This window comes from Mesomycoplasma ovipneumoniae (genome assembly GCF_038095975.1).
GTDB classification, from domain to species: domain Bacteria; phylum Bacillota_I; class Bacilli_A; order Mycoplasmatales; family Metamycoplasmataceae; genus Mesomycoplasma; species Mesomycoplasma ovipneumoniae_C.
Genome location: NZ_CP146003.1, coordinates 712696 through 732056 on the forward strand (window position 1 = coordinate 712696; position 19361 = coordinate 732056).

The following is a 19361-nucleotide window of genomic DNA, read 5'->3' on the forward strand; positions in this document are numbered from 1 at the left end:
ATAATTAACTAAAAGATACACTTGGAGGGTGACAATGATTTTTTTGACCAAAAGAGGCAAAATTGTACTCTTGGCTGCCACGCCTATAATTATTATTCCGGTCGCTAGTGTTCTTAATCAATATTTAACAGCGCTAAATTTTCCGGCTTTTGAAAACACATATTCAAACTCAAGTCCATCAACAATTGCCAAAAACGAAATCGATAAAGATCTAAAATTCAATTCTCCAGTTACAAATGCAATTTTTAAGGAAAAAGAAGAACAAAAACCTAACCAAACTCAGAAAATTGAAGATACAAAACAACCAATTATAATAAAAAACCCTGAAAAAGTTGAACAAAAAAAGCCAGAAATCGCCGCTCCACAGCAAGCACCAACTTTAAAACCAAAATTTGCGCCTCAAAGTGCAACTTCAGGCCCAAATTTAATAGTTGGTACTGAATTAAATCGGCTCACCCAACTTGCCTTACAACGAAAAGCATCAGGATTTAGCGCTGAAATTAAAAAACTCGAATCGCGTATTGCTAATATCGATGCCCAAGTAAAAGAAATAAATCGCTATTATGACGAAGAATACAATAGAAATAATGGTAATGATGCTCCTGGTTCGCGAAGAAGTTGAGAAGAAGGACGCCGACTTAGTTTGTATTCTTGTGAGCCTGCAATTGATTGTCCAGCAATTCGACTTGAACAAAATAAAGCCGAATTAGAGCGTCTAAGACACGAAGCGGCTAACCCAAAACCCTTGAGACCCGATGAAATTGAACTTGTAAAACAAGGTTTATTGCCTGATGCTGCCAATCCTTATGCTTGAGGTTATGATGATGAGGCTAAAAATCCAACACTAAATCGGCTAAAAGCTGAAAATCTTGCCCGTGTTATTAACACTCCAGGTTATTATTCTCGAGTTTCAAGTTCAATTTCGAGCCTTGAATATACAGGTTGAACAAAAACTGATGTTTCAAATGATTTTGCTAACATTTTTTCAGAACACGGCGTCTCAAACAATTCAATCCAAATTTACCAATACACTCCAAATGAACAAAATGAAGACCGAGCTAATCGAAGTCCGATAAAAGCAATTGTTCTAAATGCAGATGATTCTAATGCTTTTGATAAATTTCAAAAAATTATGAACCAGGCAATCAAGCAAGACAATAAAATTCAAGCTGTTGTTCTTAAAAATGTCGGTTCACTTAATTCATTGCAAAATATTGATCCAATTCTAAAAGCAATTCCTGATTCAGTTATTAAATTGACTTTATTTTTAAATAACCCAGCTGCAACTCGTGGATTAAGAGGGCTTGAAAATGTCAAATTAAAAGAATTAGAACTCTATTCAGATTCAAATGCGGTTTCACAACATTGATCAATTAATCCAAATGCACTCAAAAACGTTGATTTTATTAGTTTTGACTATCAAAATCAGTTTAACGTTACAAAAAATTCAGGCGAAAAACTTCCTTCTTCAATAATTTTTAACACACTTCGGTTTGACAAGGGCGATGATGTGGCTAAAATTAACGAAGGTCTTGAAATTGTTTTTAATTCCAAAATTAACCAACGTGTTTTTCAAGGTAATTTTGGTGGCAAAGGTGGTTGACCGACTTTTTTAGATTTTTCTGATACTAATATCAAAACTCTAAAAGGAATTTGGTTTGACGAACTTAACCGTGTTTATAATATAAATGTTGAAAATTGACCTGAACCTTTTGCAAAAGAAAATTTTAAAGGCAATCGAACCTTAAAATTCAAGCGAATGATTTTTCAACCCGACATTGTTGGCGGGTCAGATGCATATGTTGTTAATATTTCTGATTTTGATGGCGCCCAATTTAGTCAGCGGTTAGCTTTTGATGATCCGCCGCCGGCACCTGAAATTCAATTTAGGCGAAATGGTCAGGAAATTTACGGAATTCCCCTTTATTTAAAAGGCCAAAATTTGACCGGTGATGCAAAAAGTCAACTTGAGTCTTTCATTAGGGCGGCAAATGCTAATGGCCAAAGACGAATTACCCATATTTATGTCGAAAGTGATGAGTTAAAATCGCAACTTGGTGGTCAAATTGGAAATGTTTTAGTGCAAACTAAAATTGCTGACCAAAACAGTCAACAAGGAGGAGATAGCGATGAAATTGAGGTCTAAAATTTTATTTTTATTACCAAGCATTTTACCAATTATTGCTATTTCGTGCGCTAATACTGATTCTAATTTAAAAAGTATTAGTGACGTTGAAAAATCTTTAACTGATCTAAAAAATCAATTCAACTCCACGCAAAATAATAGTTCAGAAAACCTAAATAATTTACTTACAAAAATTAACGAAGAAATTCAGAATTTAAAAAAAATTTTAAATTCTGATAAACTAGGTAAATTCAACCAAGAATCAGAAAAAATACTATCAAAACTAAGCACTTTTTCTGATAATGACTTACAAAATCAAGAAAAAAATGCGGAATTTCAAAAGACATTTTCCGAACTTGTTAGTCTAGTTCAAAATCAAAAAGACACTCCAAAACCTCAAAATCCAAGTACAAGTCAAGGTCAAACTAACAGTGCAAGCCCTGATCCAACTCCAAACCCAATCCCTGATCCAAATCCAAATCCAGGTCAAAATCTAGGCACAAATCCAGGTCATCGTCGTCCTGATCCAGTTTCTCCTGAAAAAATTTCATCTTTAGTACCTCAAGGTCAAACTTTTTCAAGGTGAAGTGAAAAAGATAACAAACGTATTGTTGAAGACCAATATAAATATGATGACCCTAAAAAAGAGCTAGAATACCATCGAAGTTTGAACAATATTTCTAGTCAAGCTGGATCTACTACCGCAAGTGTTTTAAAACCTCGTCCTGAAAGTTTTAATCTTCCAAGTGCGACTGTCCTTGAAAATTTAAACCAAAAAGCAAAAAATGCTAATCAACCTTACTATCAAAATGCACAATTACGTGGCTTTTCTTTACCTGAAATTGGAACTAATGGTGAGATCAAAGGTATTTTAATTAATAATTTTGTACAACCACCAGCAGTTCCAGCTTATTGAGGAAATGAAAAGCGAACCGGTGGATCTAATCGCAACGGTTTGCCGCGAGTTCTGCCAAATGATACTTATCGAAAAATAGCTAAAAATTCGTTTTCTTTTGGAATAAGAAACGGTAAACAACGTGATCCTAATGACAATATTGAAAATCCTGATGCAACAAAACGTGTAGTTCGTTCAGATATGTCTTTTGGAACAGCGGCAATTCTTGACTTTGAAAAAACAGAAAATGGTTCTTATCCTCTAAAGTGATTTTTCATAACAAATGCTCACGTTGCCGGAAGTTTACGACTTGCAAATGACGTGCCGACTGACAAATCTCAAGTCTGAGGCCGGGATGAGTCAAATTATAGCGAACAGTTTCGACAATATAATACTTGAACAATTACTCTAAGAAAACTAAAAAACACAACTCCAATTCATTCAAAATTGCCAACATCAATCGGCGAAGGATTTGAGAATTACTATGACAGCGAAGAAGTTCGCGTTAAGGAATTAGACGGAACTTTATATAATAACGGTCGCGATGGCCAATATGAACGCGACTCACTACTTGTGCACGAAACGCCAAAAAAACCTTTAAATGTGCGCACAATTGTAATTGGAACAAACGCGCTAAAGTCTTCGCCAAAAGACTTTTCTTCACAAAAAGTCTACCAAAATATTGAAGAAGTTCTTGATTTTGCTGTTGTTGAAGTTAATTTTGACAATGAAGATCAAGCAAAAAAAATGACTCAAGACTATTATGATGCAGCCCAAAAACAAAATCATTATCAAGGCCGTGAAGAAAACTTTCTTGACCCTAAGGTTTATGAAAAAATTCCGCCAACTGATTTCTACGGTTTTGGTTGACCTTCAACACAAAATGAAAGTCAAAGAACGCTTGACCGTCATGAAAATCCGACCGATTTTGCCAACAGACGATTTCAAGTTTCGCCTTGATTTAATAAATCTGAAAATCTTTATTTTAATAATAACCCACAAGACAAACGTTGAGAAAAAGGTGGCGAATTTTCTTGAACTCGCTCATACCGTTCTTTTGTAAATTTACCCGGAATTACTGACTATTTTATTACAAATCCAACACTAACAAGTTCGTATTTTGAAATTCAGCACGCTCCTAATGAAAAAGGTGATGTTTCAAGCCCTTATTTGATTTCAGGGCAAGGCTTTTTAATTGATAATTTTGCCTCTGGTGGTGGAGTTAGTGGAACTTCAATTCGCGACAGCAATGAAAAAATTTACGGACTCCAATTTGCTTCAGATAATACTGCCTCAGCGGCTTTTGTTCTGGCTTTACGTTCTTATGGCTATGACTATAAAGGTTATTATGGAAAATATAATTTACCTTCTTATGATATAATTTATGGGTCAAAAAATCAATTTAAGTCCTATTTTGATGCAATGTTACAACTTTATGGCGATAAATCTAACAAAAAATTAAAAACTAACTTATTTCCAGATGGCTTTAGCGAATCAACACGAAAAGACGTTTTTGCCTCAAAGTCTGATGTCGTTAATTTGCCAGAAGATATCCAAAAACGCACATATTCACGGGTTGTATCAAAAATTGAAGAGGGCAACTAAGCTTTTAAATTAAAAATTTTTTCAATATAATTAGGTATGATATTATTAATTTTTTTATAAAGTTGGACTTTCATGAAAATAGCAAGACATTCTGTCATTTTGAACAATTATATTAAGTTTTCAAACTCTTATTTTATTAGAAAAGGAGAAAAAGGACTGCAAATTCTTGCACTTTCAATAATTTCAGTGGTTTTTCTTATCATTTTTGCAATTGGGGCTGGCTTACTTTGAGACAAAAATATATGATGAGTAGGTCCTGCAGCATTTTGACCTTTGCCTTTTGTTTGAGTTTATTTTGTTTTAGGTCTTTTCCTTAGAAAAAAATTTGTTGATTATTTTGATAATAATTCCATTGCTAAATCTATAAAATTTTTAAAATTATTTTTAATAAGTCGCTTGAGTTTTGGACTTTTGCATAAATTAAAAGATGAAAATTTTGACAAATATTATAAAAAAGCCAATGAATTAGCAAAAATTAACCCTTTAATTGTTTTTTGCGGACCTTTTGCCGAAAGTATGACTTTTTTAAAATCAGACCAAATTAACGATGTAGATTTTTGCTCAACTTCTAATTTACGTTATGATTTAGGTGCTAAAAAAACAACAATTCTTGATAATAAACAAATCACTGACCCTTATGATATATCAATTAAAAGTGAAGGATTTAGTTTTATTTTTGTACCAAAAAAATATCAAACAACTGTTGAAAATTTAACAATAACCTCGCCAGTTTACCAAATTGCAAATAAAATTAACAAATTTGTATTACTTTCAAATATAAAGAATTTAAGTCAAAATTATGAAATTGAATTCAAAAATACTATAAATGATTTAAAGGAAATTTCCAAATTTAATTTACCTTTTACAAAAGTTAAGCTTTCTCAGTGCTATTTTGATGCAATTTTACAAAAAAGCCAATATATTTGTGTTTTAGATCAAGACAAAATACTGAATAATATTCAAAAAATTGATTTGAATTTACTTATTGAAAATTTCACTGAAAACATCGAGTTAACCTTGGAAAATCTGTTCTCAAACTATGGAAAACCTTTCAAAATTTCAGTTTTGGAACTAATAAAAGAATTTGAGAATGACACTAAAATTAAAAATTTACGTCTTGCATTTGATAATGATTTTTATAAATTTTTTAACGATATAATTTTACCTGATCCACATTATAAATCTGACTCACCGCTGCTCGAATTTAGCTCAAAAGACGAATTTAATGCTTTCAAAGAAAAGCTCGGAATAAGCAATTTATCATTAAATTACTTAAGTCCAAATTTAGTATTTTCATACAAAAACGATCATAGCATTGATATTAGACATATTTTTGCAATTTTTATTGCTAAGAAATTTAAGGAATTAGAAGAAAATGAAAAATAATTATAAAAAAATTTCCTTATATTATAAATCAACAGCTCCCTTTACATACATCATTTTTCGTTGATTTATTTTAGCAATAGTTGTCGGACTAATAGCAGCTGGAATTTTATTTTGGGATCTTTATGACCTTCCGGTTCCGCCATATATTTTTGTTTTTATACCCCTTTGTATTTTGGCAGTGCCTTTGTTTTTACAAACATTAATAAATTCTATTTATTTTTTTGTTAGTGCAAAAATTCTTGGCAAACTATTAGAAAAAAATTGGTTTTTGTGACTAAGTAGAAAATTAATGAGAAAATCTTGGGAAAATATGGCAGAAATTTTACACTACGTTGACTAAAAAATTTTTAATACGCGAGTTTGACAGTGTGATAGAAATATTCACTTTTATTGAATATAAATAAGCAAAAACACCGGTAAATCGGTGTTTTTTGATGCTAAAATCTTAATTTTTATTATTTTAAATTTAACCTTTTGCAAAAAAAAAAAAAAAATGTTTGGTCTAAAATAAAGTTATGTTATAATTAGCATCACTTAAGAATGATTAATAAATTTTGATATTGAATTAAGGGGGTTAATTGTGTTTTTTGTCATAATAAAATAAGATAGTGCGAATTATCCATTATATTTTTAGATATGATGGAATGCTTTAAATTTGACCGTTTAGAAATCTACAAATTTATGGCTTTTAGTTATTGTTCTTTCAAAACTTCATATGTTTTTTTAGGCTCAATTTAAATAAAAATGAGTTTTCTATTTGCATTGAGTTTAAATAGCAGTTGTATTTTTTATGATTTTTGCCAGTGTTTTAACTAAAAAATGTAGTTTAAATATTTCATATTTTGCTTTTTAAGTTAAAACGCCGAAAAACCGGATACTTTTTTAAGATTATCGCATCAAACTGGGAAACTCAGGAAAAATTGGTTTTTGTGACTAAGTACAAAATTAATGTCAAAACATTGGGTAAATAAGGCGGAAATTTTACGCTACGTTGACTAAAAAAATTTTCAATAAAAATACTTATTTATTATAAAAAAAGTTATATAATTATTTATGCAAATAATTATATACGAGGTCATTATATAAAAATGAAAGCATTAGTTTATCGTGGCGATCACAGTATCGCCCTCGAAGATGTTGACAAACCAGTTATACAAAAACCAACAGATGCAATTGTTAGAGTTACCAAAACAACTATTTGCGGTACAGATTTAGGAATTTTTAAAGGTAAAAATCCCGAAGTTGCCTCAGGTAGAATTTTAGGTCACGAAGGTATTGGTATTGTTGAAGAAATAGGTTCAAGTGTTTCTAATGTTAAAGTAGGTGACAAAGTTTTAATTGGCTGCATAACTCCATGTGGTAAGTGTGACAACTGCCGTGTACAGTTATATTCTCACTGCCGTGAAGCAGAAGGTGGTTGAAAATTCGGTTATATGATCAACGGAACCCAAGCCGAATATGTAAGAGTTCCTTTTGCCGATAATAGTTTATATAAATATCCTGATACAATTTCTGACGAAGTAGCTGTTATGTTATCAGACGCGCTTCCGACTGGACACGAAATTGGTGTTCAATATGGTCAAGTTTCACCTGGTAAAACAGTAGCAATTATTGGTGCTGGTCCAGTGGGAATGGGGGCGCTTTTAACTGCCCAGTTATATTCACCATCTAAATTAATCGTGATTGATCTTGACAAAAACCGTTTAGAAAAAGCTAAAGAATTAGGAGCAACTCACACACTAGTTCCTGATGATTCATTGTTAGAAAAATTACACGATATTGTTGGTGCTGATGGTGTTGACGTGGCAATTGAAGCTGTTGGACTTCCTCAGACATGAGACACTTGCCAAAAAATTGTTAAACCAGGTGGAAATATTTCTGTTGTTGGTGTTCACGGTAAAAAAGTCGACTTTAATCTCCAAAATCTCTGAATTAAAAACATCACCGTTACAACCGGACTAGTAAATACAAACACACTACCAATGCTAATTAACGCTGTTTCAACCGGAAAACTACCAGTTGATGGACTAATTACCCACCGCTTCAACCTTTCTGATATGATGAAAGCTTATGATACCTTCTTAAATGCATCTGACAATAAAGCAATGAAAATTTTCATTGACGCGACAAAATAAAGTTATTATTTTCGTTTATTATTTGTAAATTGTTTTGTAAGACTCGCTACCTTAAAATTGCGAGTCTTATTTTTTATTTTAAATTTTAAAAATAAAAAAATTTAGTTATAATTAACCTTGCTAAGAATGAATTAATAAATTTTTAGATATTAGAATTAAGGGGGCTTAATTATTTTTTTTCCTAAAAAATCAGATAAAGCAAATTTTGGACTGTGTTTTAAAGATAGTGTAATGGGTTAAAATTAACCGTTTGCAAAAAAAAAAAAAATGCTTGGTCTAAAAAAAATTTCTGTTATAATAGAGTCACTAAGAATGAATTAATAAATTTTGATATTGAATTAAGGGGGAATTAGCTATGTTTTTTGCATGATAAAATCAGAAAATGCGACTTTTCCGTCATATTTTTGAATATGATGCAATGCCTTAAATTTAACCGTTTAGAAATCTATAAATTTAAGGCTTTTAATTATGGCTCTTTCAAAACTTCACATATTTTTTTAGGCTCGCTGCAAATAAAAATGAGTTTTCTATTTGCATTGAGTTTAAATAGTAGTTGTATTTTTTCTTTCATTATGGTTAGATTTAAAATTCAGTGTTTTTGCTTTGATTGTTATTTTTCCTGGGTTTGCCAGTTTGATGGCAAAAATTAAGACAAAGGGTTGAATTTAACACTTCAAATCAACAAATCATGTTTAAAAATCGCGATGGTATTCGTAGTGAACCAAATATTTGAAATAGGTAATTAACTTTTGCCAAAAAAGTTAAAAAGCGTCCAAAACACCAGGACACTTTTTTAAGATTATCTCATCAAACTGGGAAGCTCGGAATAAAAAAAATTTCCCCTAAACTTAAGGTGAAATTTTACTTTGTGATTTGAAGTTTTTAGACTTCCTTTTTAGCAAGATCATCAACTGAGCCGATGAAGGCGAATTCTGATGGGGAAATATCTAAAAATTCACCATCAATAATTCGAATTACTGAGTTAATTGTTTTTTCAAGTGGAACATAAACTCCAGGTTCTTTAGTAAAGGCAGCGGCCATAAAGAAATTCTGGGTGAAAAAGTTTTCAAGTTGAAGCGCTTTACGGACAATTATTTTACTTTCAGCATCAAGTTCATCAAATCCAAGAATCAGAATAACATCTTCTAAGTCTTTGTATTTTTTCATAATTGACTTAGCGGCAATAATTGCATTAAAATGTCTTTCACCAATAACGTTTACCGAAACTGAGTTTGAGGTTGAAACTAAAGGATCGAAAGCTGGGAAAATATTTCTTGACATTTTATCACGTGAGAGCACAAATGAAGAATCAAGGTGAGTAAAGAGCGAAATAGCAGCTGGATCAGAAAGATCATCCATTGGCAAGAAAACAGTTTGGAATGAAGTAATTGAACCATTTTCATTTTTATAAAGGCGATCTTCAATAAAGGAAACATCAGAGTCCATTGTTGCATGGTAACCACCAATTGAGACATTTTTTTCAAGCGCACTTGAGACTTCGTTAGTAGCTTGAATAAAACGGTAAATGTTGTCAATAAATAAAAGCACATCTTCTTTTTCGTAGTCTCGAGCATATTCAGCGGCTGTAACTCCCATTGGCACAATCATTGAACGTGCGCCAGGAGTTTCGTTCATTTGAGCAACAAACATTGTTGATTTTGACATTAAATTTGACTCTTGAAGTTCTAAAAATAGCTCAAGACCTTCACGGGAACGCTCACCTGAACCGACAAAAATTGACGAAACTTTTTGTCTTTGTTTTGAGACGTTAAAAATTATTTCCTTCATCAAAACAGTTTTACCAACTCCGGCACCACCAAAAATTCCGATTTTATAACCTTCAAAAATAGGTACAAAAAAATCAAGCGCTTTAATTCCGGTTTCGAGTAATTTGTGACGAACATTAAAATTCTCTTTGGTAACATTAACTGTTGAATTAATCGGAATTGTTTTTGGTTTGTATTGGGCATTATTTTGTGACTGGGCTAAAATGTTAAAGACTTGATTTTTAGCAGTAGGACCAACTGGAACCTGTAAAAAAGTGAGTGTATTGACAACTTGGTGACCAACGGCAATTGGCTGAGATTTAGCAATAACAATTGCCCGAACTGTATTTGCATCTAAAATTTTTTTAATAACCAAAACTGTTGTGTTTTGGTGCATTGTTAGAGCTTGTTCAAGTTGAATTTTATCAAGATCAGTCTGAAATTTAATTTCAGCAACATTAGTTCAAATTTGGGAAACAAAGCCAATCATTTTTATCTACCTCCGATATTTTGGGCTTTTTGCATTATTGAATCAAGTAATAACTGCTCCATTTTTGGAAATGCAAGCGGAACTTCGAGCTGAGTATTTGTTGTTTTTTCCAAAAATTGGTTAACTACTGTTGCAAAATATGAACCAGCGAGCTGATCGTCAATAAATTCATTATTTGTGTATTTAGCAAAAATTTGTTTGGCAAATGGATCAGTTTCAATTAAGGCCTGAACAAAATTCACGACTTTAGTTGGATCAGCTACATCTTTTAAAAGACCTCAAGAAATTATTTTTATTCCCATTAAAACACTTGTTGGTGAATAATAAGAATAACCTTTTTGAACTAAAAACTGCTCAACTTGTGATCCTTTAAAAAGTAAATCTGAAGTTTCTTTATTAAGGTCATAGTCTAATTTTGCCAATTTAATTTGCTTTTGGTAGTTATAGTATAATGATGAAATTTCTTTGGAAATTGCACGAATATTTTTTGCTTGAACTGATGAACCTGTCCGCGAAACACTAAGTCCAATATTTACTGCAGGAATTTTACCTTCGGCAAAAAGCGCTGAAGAAGTAATAATTTGACCGTCAGTAATTGAAATTACATTTGAAGAAACAAGTGCGGTAATATCATTATCCACTGTTTGAAGAATTGGCAAGGCTGTAATTGATTTTCGCCCAATAAAACGACCTGAACGCTCTAAAAGTTTTGAGTGGGCAAAGAAAATATCAGCCGGAAAAGCTTCTTTTCCAATTGGCTGATTAGTTAAAAGTGCAACCTCACGTCAAACACTTGCATGTTTAGAAAGATCATCAAAAACAATAACAACATCGTAATTATAACTAAGATTTTCAGCATGTGCCATTGCAAAATAAGGAGCTAAATATTGGTCAAACGGACTTGTTGAAGCTGCATGAAGAACGATTGTGTTATTCATTGCCCCATTTTTTAAGAGATCATGGTATAAAGAGACTAAATTTTGCCGTTTTTGACCAATTGAGACATAAATACATTTTGTTGTTGGCGAATTTTTCTGGTTAATAATTGTATTAATTCCAATATGTGTTTTTCCAGTTTGACGATCACCGACAATAAGTTCACGCTGACCAAATCCAATTGGGTTAAAAAGGTCGATTGACAAAATTCCGGTATAAACTTGACGATCAAGCAATTGACGTTGTAAAACACCGGCGGCAGTTGCAAAAGCTGAGTGGCGATAAGTTAAAAAAGTTTGTGGTCTGACTGATTTTGGTTCAATTATATTACCAGAAAGATCGATAATTTTCCCAAAAAATTCCATTGAAGTGGCCACGCGGTCAAAATCAGGTAATTCAACTAGTTCGTCATTAATTTCAACTTTACCTTTTTGGTTGTTAAAAAGTAAATAAGCTTGCATATATGAGGCTTGAATTACTACTGCTTTAATTTCGGGTTTATTTTTAATTTGAAAAAATTGCTGCTCTTTTCAGTTGTATTGTCCTTTAACTAAAATAACATAGTCTAAAACTGAAGCGACACGTAATGACATTATTTTTCTCCTTGTTCTTGATTTTCAGAATTATTTTCAACTTTTTTTAATTGATTTTTTTTATAAACTAACAATCTTGAAATTACAGCAATTGAGACTAAAATTATTGAAAGTGTCCCGACTATTAAATAAGCAAGATTATTTGCTAACCACTGACTTTGCTGTTCGCTGTTGAATTGTTCAATAAGTGCTGAAAAATTCTGAATTGGATCAGAGTTTTGTTGAGAGTTATTTATTGAAGAAGATCCTTGATTTGCCTGAGGTTTTTCGTCAAAATAAGCAACATGACCTAATATTTGGTTTAAAAGATTGATTTGGCGTCCAAGTTTAGTCATTGCCACAAATTGATTAACTAAATTAGAACTTATTTTGTTAGACTCATTATGAAAAAGGGCAACTTTTTCATGTGCTTGAGCAAAATAACGGTTAATATCTTCGCGAGTTAAATTCAATTTTTTGAGATTTTCGTCAAATTGTTTTTCTTTTTGCTCTGCAGCTGCTTTGTCAACTGCATTTGGTTTTGCCAAATATTGGAAAAATTTATCTTGAAGAACAATTAGGTTTAAAAAATAAATTAAATAATAATGAGATCAAGCTTTATTATTGTCAATTTCTGATTTTTTTAAGTAAGATAAAAACTGAAATTGTGAAGCGGAAAACACAGTTGCATTAGAAGAATTTATATAATCTTGGGCCAATTTTTTCTGAGCATCAAGAAAATCTTGGTTATAAAAAACTTTAGTTAATAAATAAAAGAAATTATAAATTGTTGTTTGTGAACCAGGAGAATAATAACGAATTTGGTCAAAACTAAACTGGTCTTGAATATTCAATGTTGAGAAAAACTGGTCAATTACAGCAGTTACACCTAAATTTGAATTGTATAAATTTGTTGTTATTGCTTGTATTTGTGCCGGAGTCGCCCCTTCAGGAAAATCAGTATAATGGGGAGTATCATAGACTTTTTCAGCTTTTGACTTGTCAGCTGGATCACGAACTTGATTAACAAAGTCAACAATTTTTACTTTTGCATTAATTTTATTTCCAGCCGGATCAAGTGAGACTGATTCAATAAAATATTTAAAACGTGAATTTAACGGATTTAAGAAGAAAAAAATGTTATTTTTTTCTTCTTGTGATGCTGAATTATAGAGTTGAACTACTTGTTGAGGCGTCATAGCTGCATATTGAGGTGCAATAATTGGCGGCAAATCGGGGGCAATTCGCACTTCAAATTCAGGTTTTTCGGCCACATCAGGTGGATTTTGGTTAGTAATTTTTTTAATTGCAAAATTAATTTGTTCCTGGGCTGATTGAGATGAACTTGGATTTGGCAGTTGATTTAAAGTAAAATCAAGTAAAAGTGACTGTTTTTCAAAGTAGTTTTTAATTCAGTCATTTCAAGAAGTTATTCCTTCTTTGCCAATTGGCTTGCTAGCTAACAAAAGGTTTTCTTCAGTATCAGACCTTTCGGAAAATTTATCAAGGTTAAAATTCTTTTTATAAACAGGAAATTCTTCTTCTTTAAAAAGATATTGTTTATATTGGGATGTAAGCCCTTGAAAATAAGTCTTAATTCGGTTTTCAAAATCTTTGCCCTTAAGCGTGTTTGGGACTTCTGTTACTTTTGAGGTTTTAACATTATTTATTTTTTCATAATTATCGTCATTGTTAGTTCCTCATTCAAGACCTTGGTAGTTTTCTTTGTCAAAACTAACATCACCACGTTTTAGTTTTAGATTATTGGCAAAAGCAAAAGGGCTAATAATATTAAGGCCAAATTCACTTGGATTCTTTTTTAGACCTTCACGGTTTCGCTTAAAATAATCACGAAGTTGAATTCAGAAAAAACTTTGCTGTAGTTTTTCTTCAAGATTATCACGAGTTTTTGAAGCAATATCAGCGAGTTTAATTTTAATATCTTCGTCAACTTTATTAATAAATTGGTCAATTAATGATTCTTTTTGGGCTTCTCAGTATGCTTTATTTTGCCTTAAATCTTCTTCAGTAATTGGCTCAGCCTTTTTTTCACTTGTGCCAGCTGAGGCTTGGCCTTGTCCGCCAGGATTTTGGCCAGAGTTTGCTGGTGGATTTGCAGGAGATGGGGTAGTTTGTTGAAATTCAACAACAGCAGGACTAAAAGTTGAAGCTGATGAAAGGAAAAATAAAGATGAAATTGAAAAGACTGATAAAATAGGCGCAAAAACTAGTTTATTTTTTAATTTTTTAGACATGATTCACCTCGGTTTGAACTAAAAAAAACAGTTGCATCAAACGGTTTTGTTCATTTTCTTGTTTAGCAAGCATATAATTATTATACAATTCCAAATTTGAGCCTAGTTCTAAATTTGCTTGCATTTGCAATTTGTGCAAAAGTGTGTTTTTGCTTTTTTGATTTGATTTTTTCTGAATATAATATTCTTTTTTATCAGTTTTATAAAAAATCAAATCATCATAAAGTCGAATAGAAGCGCTGTTTTCTAAGGAAAAAAGCAATGATTTGTGGGCAAAAAAATAAAAAACCCCGGAAGAAATTTCGATTTTTATGAGCGAAAAATCAAGATTTGAAACAATAAATGGTTCAAGTGGTGCAAAATATTTTTCCTGTTCAATGTTAATATATATTTTGCAATCTTTAAAATTTATAGTTTTATTTTCAGGGGTCAAAATTCGGAAATTTCAAAGTTGTGATTCCATTTAAAAAATTCCTTTCGGCTTGCTCTTAATCAAGTTTAGTTCCTCAATTTCTAGCTCACGTTCAATTTTTAAAATTGTTGTCTTAAGACGTAAAATTTTTTCCTCGATTTCTTTTAAAAGGGTATTTTCGTGAATAAGTTTATTTTTATAGACGATAAATTGTGATTCAAGCAGTAAAACTTGCACTGATGTAGCAAAATATGTCTGAATTTGGGTTTGGTAAAATTCTTCAAAATTAGGGAAAAAACGAACTTTATCAAGGTTAGCTTTGAATTTGTCAATTGTTTCTTGAGTTGTTTCCATTTTAAATTCAAATTGGTTTAAAGGGAAAATTGTTGCAATAAAATTAGGGATTTTATTTGAATAAACGGCCATTTTTACTGATGAAAACTGACGAGTTTTGAGTCCATATTCAATAACTTGACCAATTTTTACTGAATTTTCAAAGGAATTGTCTAGATTTTCAAAACTAGTTATGATTTTCATATTGTTTTTCTTTGCAAAATTAATTGCCCGAACACCAAGAGGAACAATAAAATCTTTTTCAGTATAATTTTCTAAAATTTTAGCTTCAATTTGATCAAAAAAGTTTTGCGTATATTTTTCATTTGATGAAGGATAAATTCAAAGATTAATATTCTGACAGGCAAAAGCTTTTTTTGTCAGTAGTGACAGTTTTGCGCTAAAAGATCTTTGCGGACTAAATTGAGCAAGTAAAAACTGGCCAATCAAGAAAAATTCATAAACATTTCTTATTGTTCTTAAAAGAAGATTAATTTGGATTAGAGAAATATTTCGATTTAGTGACACTAAATCATAAATTTTGATGAAATTGTCTCTTTTTTCCTTTTTTTCATTTATGTTCATAATTTAGACTCCCAAATTAAAGTATTTATCCTTTTTTATTTGGTTCCTTTTGATCTTCTAAACTTGATGCCAAAGAAACTTCGCTGAAAATAACTTTAAGTGTTTTTGTTTGCGGATCTAGAAAAACAATGCATCCTTCGACAACTTCAACAAAACGGCTTTTGTTAGCAATAAAATCTCAAGCAAGTGTGTTTAGATTCCCAAGAAGTGCTGAAAATCTTGAATCAGAACTGTCTGAATAAAAATTACTTGCTCTAACATTTGAAGATTCAACCTGAGCAATTATCGGAACAAGCCCTTTTGAGCCAAAACGACTTGAGCGCTGTCAAGAAATAACAAAATTTTTAAATACTAACTCTGTGGTTGACTTGTAAGAGTCAACAACTTTTTTTTGGTATTTTTCCTTCATTGAGGATTTTGCTTTTTGCGAAGATACAAGCAAAGTTAAATTCATTAGTGCATCAAAACTAATAAAATTGGGATGATTAATTAAATCATAATAGTCGCGAAATTCTGTTTTTGTATCAATTTGGGTTGGATTTGCTTGCTTTTTCTTTCCTAAAATTTTCATGATTTGTTCCTTATTTTTTAACTTTTAGATTTGGAGTCTTAGATCTAAGATGATTCTATTTTTTCATTTTCAACTTTTTGATTTTGATCTTGAGATGATTTGTTTTTTGTTGTTAGAATTAAAGTATTTTTACCAATTGCAATAAATAAATTTGTCAAAACAAAAATTGCTAGTAAAAGAGTTAAAATCCCAAGAAAATAGAAACTATAGTCAATATAAAAAACTGACACTAAATCTTTTTGGTAGTCTTCTGGCTTAACTTGTGAAACGACTGATGTATAAATATCAATATTCAATAAATAAATGAAATTAAAAATTGTGTATAAAACAATAAAAAAACTTACCATTAATTTCATCCAAAGTGGAAATTCGGGTTTAATTCTAACAAGAGCAAAATAAATGGTAAGGAAAAATACTAGCTGAGTTGAGTTTATCCAAATTGTCTCATGAACTGAATAACTTAAATATGAAACAACAAAACTTACAATAAAAGATAGCAGAATAAAAATGAATGGAAGAGTATTTAATTGATAATCTTTAATTTTATTTTTTAGTCGAGTAAGATTTAAAACAAAATAAAGAATTAATAAAACAACATGAATCGAAATACCAATTATTGTCGGCAAATAATTGGGCACGATATTATTTCCAAAAGGAAGAAACTGAACAAAATTACTTATCGAATAAACAGTTATATAAACACTATATATAAAAATTCCAATAGCTATAAAAATTAAGACCGAAAGTGCTGGAGTATATTTTTTAAGTCGAATAAAACTTTGACGGTAAAAATAAATTTGCGGACTATAATATAATAAAGCTAATACTAAAACTCCCATTAAAATTGCAATTAAAATTAACGAATTAGTTAGTTTTGCAACTTCTGTGATAAAAGTATAAATTCAATTTGCAACTGGATTGTCATAAGTAACGGTCGAAACTGATGAGTTTTCAGGGGTAGAAAACACCATTGAAGCAAAAATTCCAAATAAAGTACCTGATGTAACAATGGCAGACGCTAAACTTATATGCTTAAAAGTGAAAAGCTTTTTATAGTCATAGTTAATTTTGTCATCTGTTCGCCCTAGCCAAAGTCAAAGGGAATAATCAAGTAAAATATAAATAAAAATTTGGGCAGAAATGCCAAGAATATGACTCCATTCTGTCGTTAGTCAAGCAAAATAAACAACTAAATTGACTAGTGAAAGGAACAAATATACTGATAAAATTATGTATTTATGCGTTTTATTTTTAAGGCCTAAAAATTTTAAACCTTTAAATAAAAAGATAATACTAAAAAATAACAAAAAAACCGATCTTGCAACTCTTGGAGCAATAAATTCCCGAATTTCATCATCAATAGGATTAAAAATTAGCGAAATACTTGAAACCCTTGAAATCGGGGCGTTTTGGTCAATATCTACTATGTTCAGGAATGATCGACGGGCGTCAAAGAAAATTGCTGTGCTTAAACCGAGCAAAAATAGAATAAAAAGGACACGAAGAAAAATACGCGCTAAATTCTTCTTGTCTTTTTTAGCTAGCTTTGCATTTAAGCTATAAGCCTCAGCACTAACCGCATTCATTTTGACCTCCTTTTTCGTGTTGAAATGCTAACATTATAACCTTTTTTTTTTTTTTTTGTTGACAAAAATGTAAAAAAAATTGCCTAAAAAAATATCTAATTTAAAATAATTTTTGTTTTTAGTGTTTTATTTTATAATTTTAGAAATGGTTAAAAAATTAATATTTAGTGATATTGACGGAACTCTTTATTGCGGTGATTTTTCCGTTGATAAGGAAACAATTGATTTTCTAAAAAATAATAAGGATAACTTTACCTTAATTTTAAATACAGGTAATCCTTTGGGCTCAAGAATTTTACAAACAGCAAAACTCTTAGAAATTCGTTATGTTTTGACATCTAATGGTGCTTTATTTAGTGATTTAAAAGAAGACAAACATACTTTAATTCACGGGCCAATTTCACAAAAATCACAAGAGTTTGTTTTTAAAATTGCCAGAGATTTAGATATGCAACTAAATTTTTGAACAAGTCAAAAATATTTTAGCTTTAATTTTAAAGAGCAAAATTATTCCTATTTTAACTACCCGCTTTTAGATCCTGAAAATGAGGTATTTTTTACTGATAGCCCACAAAAAGATGTAATAAAATTAGAACTAATTGGCCCAAGCCAAGCTTTAGAAAAGGCTTATAAATTATTAGAAGAAGATGGCGATCTTGAAGGGGTTTTAATTAATAACATAAGTATTGAAATTGGTAAAAAGGGAACAAATAAAGGAAGTGCTGTTGAATTTGTCGCAAAAAGTTTTGGAATTGATGTCCAAAAAACAATGACAATTGGTGATAGTCCTAATGATATTTCAATGCTTGAAAAAACTAATTTTTCTTATGCAATGGCAAATGGCTATGAAATTGTTAAAAAAACAGCAAAACTCAACACAAGCGCTTGCGATCAACAAGGGCTAGTTTATGCAATTAAAGACTTTTTATATCGAACAAAATTTGACTAAAAAAGTGTTTTAGTCAAATTTTGTTTAGTTTTTCTAATATTAAAATAATTAAAAAGTTTAAATTCAATTAATTTTAAATGGTTTTTTCTGTTGTTTGATTTGATAAAAATAAGCAACAAGTTGGATTGTCGAAATCAAGAAACCAATAATTTGAAAAATGAATGACGGAAGGTAAACGTCATTTTTTTCAATAACAAATTGCAAGAAAAAGTAGATCAGTCAAGCAAAGTTTAAGAGAAATAAATTTAGCAAAAAAGTAAGTGGGATAAATTTAGTTGTTTTGTTTTTAATACCTAACAAAGTTTGTGGTAAAAAGGCAATATTTACGCAAAATCCGGCAAAAATTCCGAGATATTTAGCATAAAAAACAAGATTTCCTAAAGAAATGTTGGCCCAAAAGAAAATTCCAAGTAGTACAATCAGTAGAAAAACTGTTAATGCAAAAGACAAAAAACTAAAATTTATTAGTTGTCTTCTTGTTGTTTTTGCTTTAAAAATATAAATTTGAGCTAAAAAGATAAAAGTAGAAAGTCCGCTAAATACTTGCGGAATAAAAACTTGTAAATCACGAATTGCAAAGCCTAAAAGTGCAAATCCAAAAATTCCCAAATAGTAAATTCATCAGCTTAATAATGAAACTTTTGGTGGTTTTTTTGCTAAAAAAGTATTTATTACTAAAGGTAAACCGATTATCGAAGTTAAAGAAGCTGCAATTCAACCAATTATTGTTATATATGTCATATCTCCTGCCTAAAAAATG

Annotated in this window: 14 protein-coding genes; 6 read left to right on the forward strand and 8 right to left on the reverse strand. The window is 30.7% G+C overall.

From position 1 onward, the window contains the following. Nucleotides 1-34 precede the first annotated feature (34 nt). The 5 genes from V3255_RS02485 to V3255_RS02505 all read left to right on the forward strand — a co-directional run bounded on the left by V3255_RS02485 (nt 35) and on the right by V3255_RS02505 (nt 8146). Complete coding sequence (locus V3255_RS02485; RefSeq protein ID WP_341516225.1) at nt 35-2146, forward strand: putative immunoglobulin-blocking virulence protein; 2112 nt, start codon at nt 35-37, stop codon at nt 2144-2146. After that, nucleotides 2130-4625 (forward strand): Ig-specific serine endopeptidase MIP, encoded by a 2496-nt coding sequence (mip, locus tag V3255_RS02490; protein ID WP_333503566.1) that lies wholly within the window; start codon nt 2130-2132, stop codon nt 4623-4625. Before V3255_RS02485 ends, mip begins: the two co-directional genes overlap by 17 nt. Before the next feature lie 72 nt (nt 4626-4697). Continuing rightward, the gene (locus V3255_RS02495) at nt 4698-6011 is read left to right on the forward strand and encodes a hypothetical protein (protein WP_333503567.1); all 1314 of its coding nucleotides are present in this window, start codon (nt 4698-4700) and stop codon (nt 6009-6011) included. After that, a complete protein-coding gene (locus V3255_RS02500) occupies nt 6001-6351 on the forward strand; it encodes a hypothetical protein (RefSeq protein WP_333503568.1) in 351 nt (116 codons plus the stop codon). The genes V3255_RS02495 and V3255_RS02500 overlap by 11 nt, the downstream gene beginning before the upstream one ends. Before the next feature lie 748 nt (nt 6352-7099). Next, entirely contained in the window at nt 7100-8146 is a 1047-nt protein-coding gene (locus V3255_RS02505) for a zinc-dependent alcohol dehydrogenase family protein (RefSeq protein WP_333503569.1), read from the forward strand. A gap of 882 nt (nt 8147-9028) precedes the next feature. Here the strand turns inward: V3255_RS02505 and V3255_RS02510 are convergent. Genes V3255_RS02510 through V3255_RS02540 form a run of 7 tightly spaced genes read right to left on the reverse strand, consistent with a single transcriptional unit; the run spans nt 9029 to nt 17652 of the window. Then, nucleotides 9029-10402, reverse strand: a complete 1374-nt coding sequence (locus V3255_RS02510; protein WP_333503570.1) for an MSC_0618 family F1-like ATPase beta subunit — start codon at nt 10400-10402, stop codon at nt 9029-9031. Between the two features lie 2 nt (nt 10403-10404). Then, nucleotides 10405-11931, reverse strand: a complete 1527-nt coding sequence (locus V3255_RS02515) for an MSC_0619 family F1-like ATPase alpha subunit (RefSeq protein ID WP_333503571.1) — start codon at nt 11929-11931, stop codon at nt 10405-10407. Continuing rightward, nucleotides 11931-14165, reverse strand: a complete 2235-nt coding sequence (locus V3255_RS02520) for an MSC_0620 family F1-like ATPase-associated subunit (RefSeq protein ID WP_333503572.1) — start codon at nt 14163-14165, stop codon at nt 11931-11933. The genes V3255_RS02515 and V3255_RS02520 overlap by 1 nt, the downstream gene beginning before the upstream one ends. Next, nucleotides 14158-14628: an MSC_0621 family F1-like ATPase epsilon subunit gene (locus V3255_RS02525; RefSeq protein WP_341516226.1), complete on the reverse strand. Its 471-nt coding sequence runs from the start codon at nt 14626-14628 to the stop codon at nt 14158-14160. The genes V3255_RS02520 and V3255_RS02525 overlap by 8 nt, the downstream gene beginning before the upstream one ends. Next, on the reverse strand, nt 14629-15495 hold the full coding sequence (locus V3255_RS02530; RefSeq protein ID WP_337898897.1) for an MSC_0622 family F1-like ATPase gamma subunit: 867 nt from the start codon (nt 15493-15495) through the stop codon (nt 14629-14631). 25 nt (nt 15496-15520) lie between these two features. Next, the gene (locus V3255_RS02535; RefSeq protein WP_282861013.1) at nt 15521-16066 is read right to left on the reverse strand and encodes a DUF2714 domain-containing protein; all 546 of its coding nucleotides are present in this window, start codon (nt 16064-16066) and stop codon (nt 15521-15523) included. Nucleotides 16067-16110: 44 nt separating this feature from the next. Then, nucleotides 16111-17652: an MSC_0624 family F1-like ATPase-associated membrane protein gene (locus V3255_RS02540; protein WP_333503573.1), complete on the reverse strand. Its 1542-nt coding sequence runs from the start codon at nt 17650-17652 to the stop codon at nt 16111-16113. A gap of 145 nt (nt 17653-17797) precedes the next feature. Between V3255_RS02540 and V3255_RS02545 the strand changes: the two genes are divergently transcribed. Continuing rightward, complete coding sequence (locus V3255_RS02545) at nt 17798-18601, forward strand: HAD family hydrolase (protein WP_337892681.1); 804 nt, start codon at nt 17798-17800, stop codon at nt 18599-18601. A gap of 57 nt (nt 18602-18658) precedes the next feature. On the opposite strand, the gene V3255_RS02550 is transcribed toward V3255_RS02545, so the two are convergent. After that, the gene (locus V3255_RS02550) at nt 18659-19342 is read right to left on the reverse strand and encodes a PQ-loop domain-containing transporter (protein WP_258824923.1); all 684 of its coding nucleotides are present in this window, start codon (nt 19340-19342) and stop codon (nt 18659-18661) included. Nucleotides 19343-19361 lie beyond the last annotated feature (19 nt).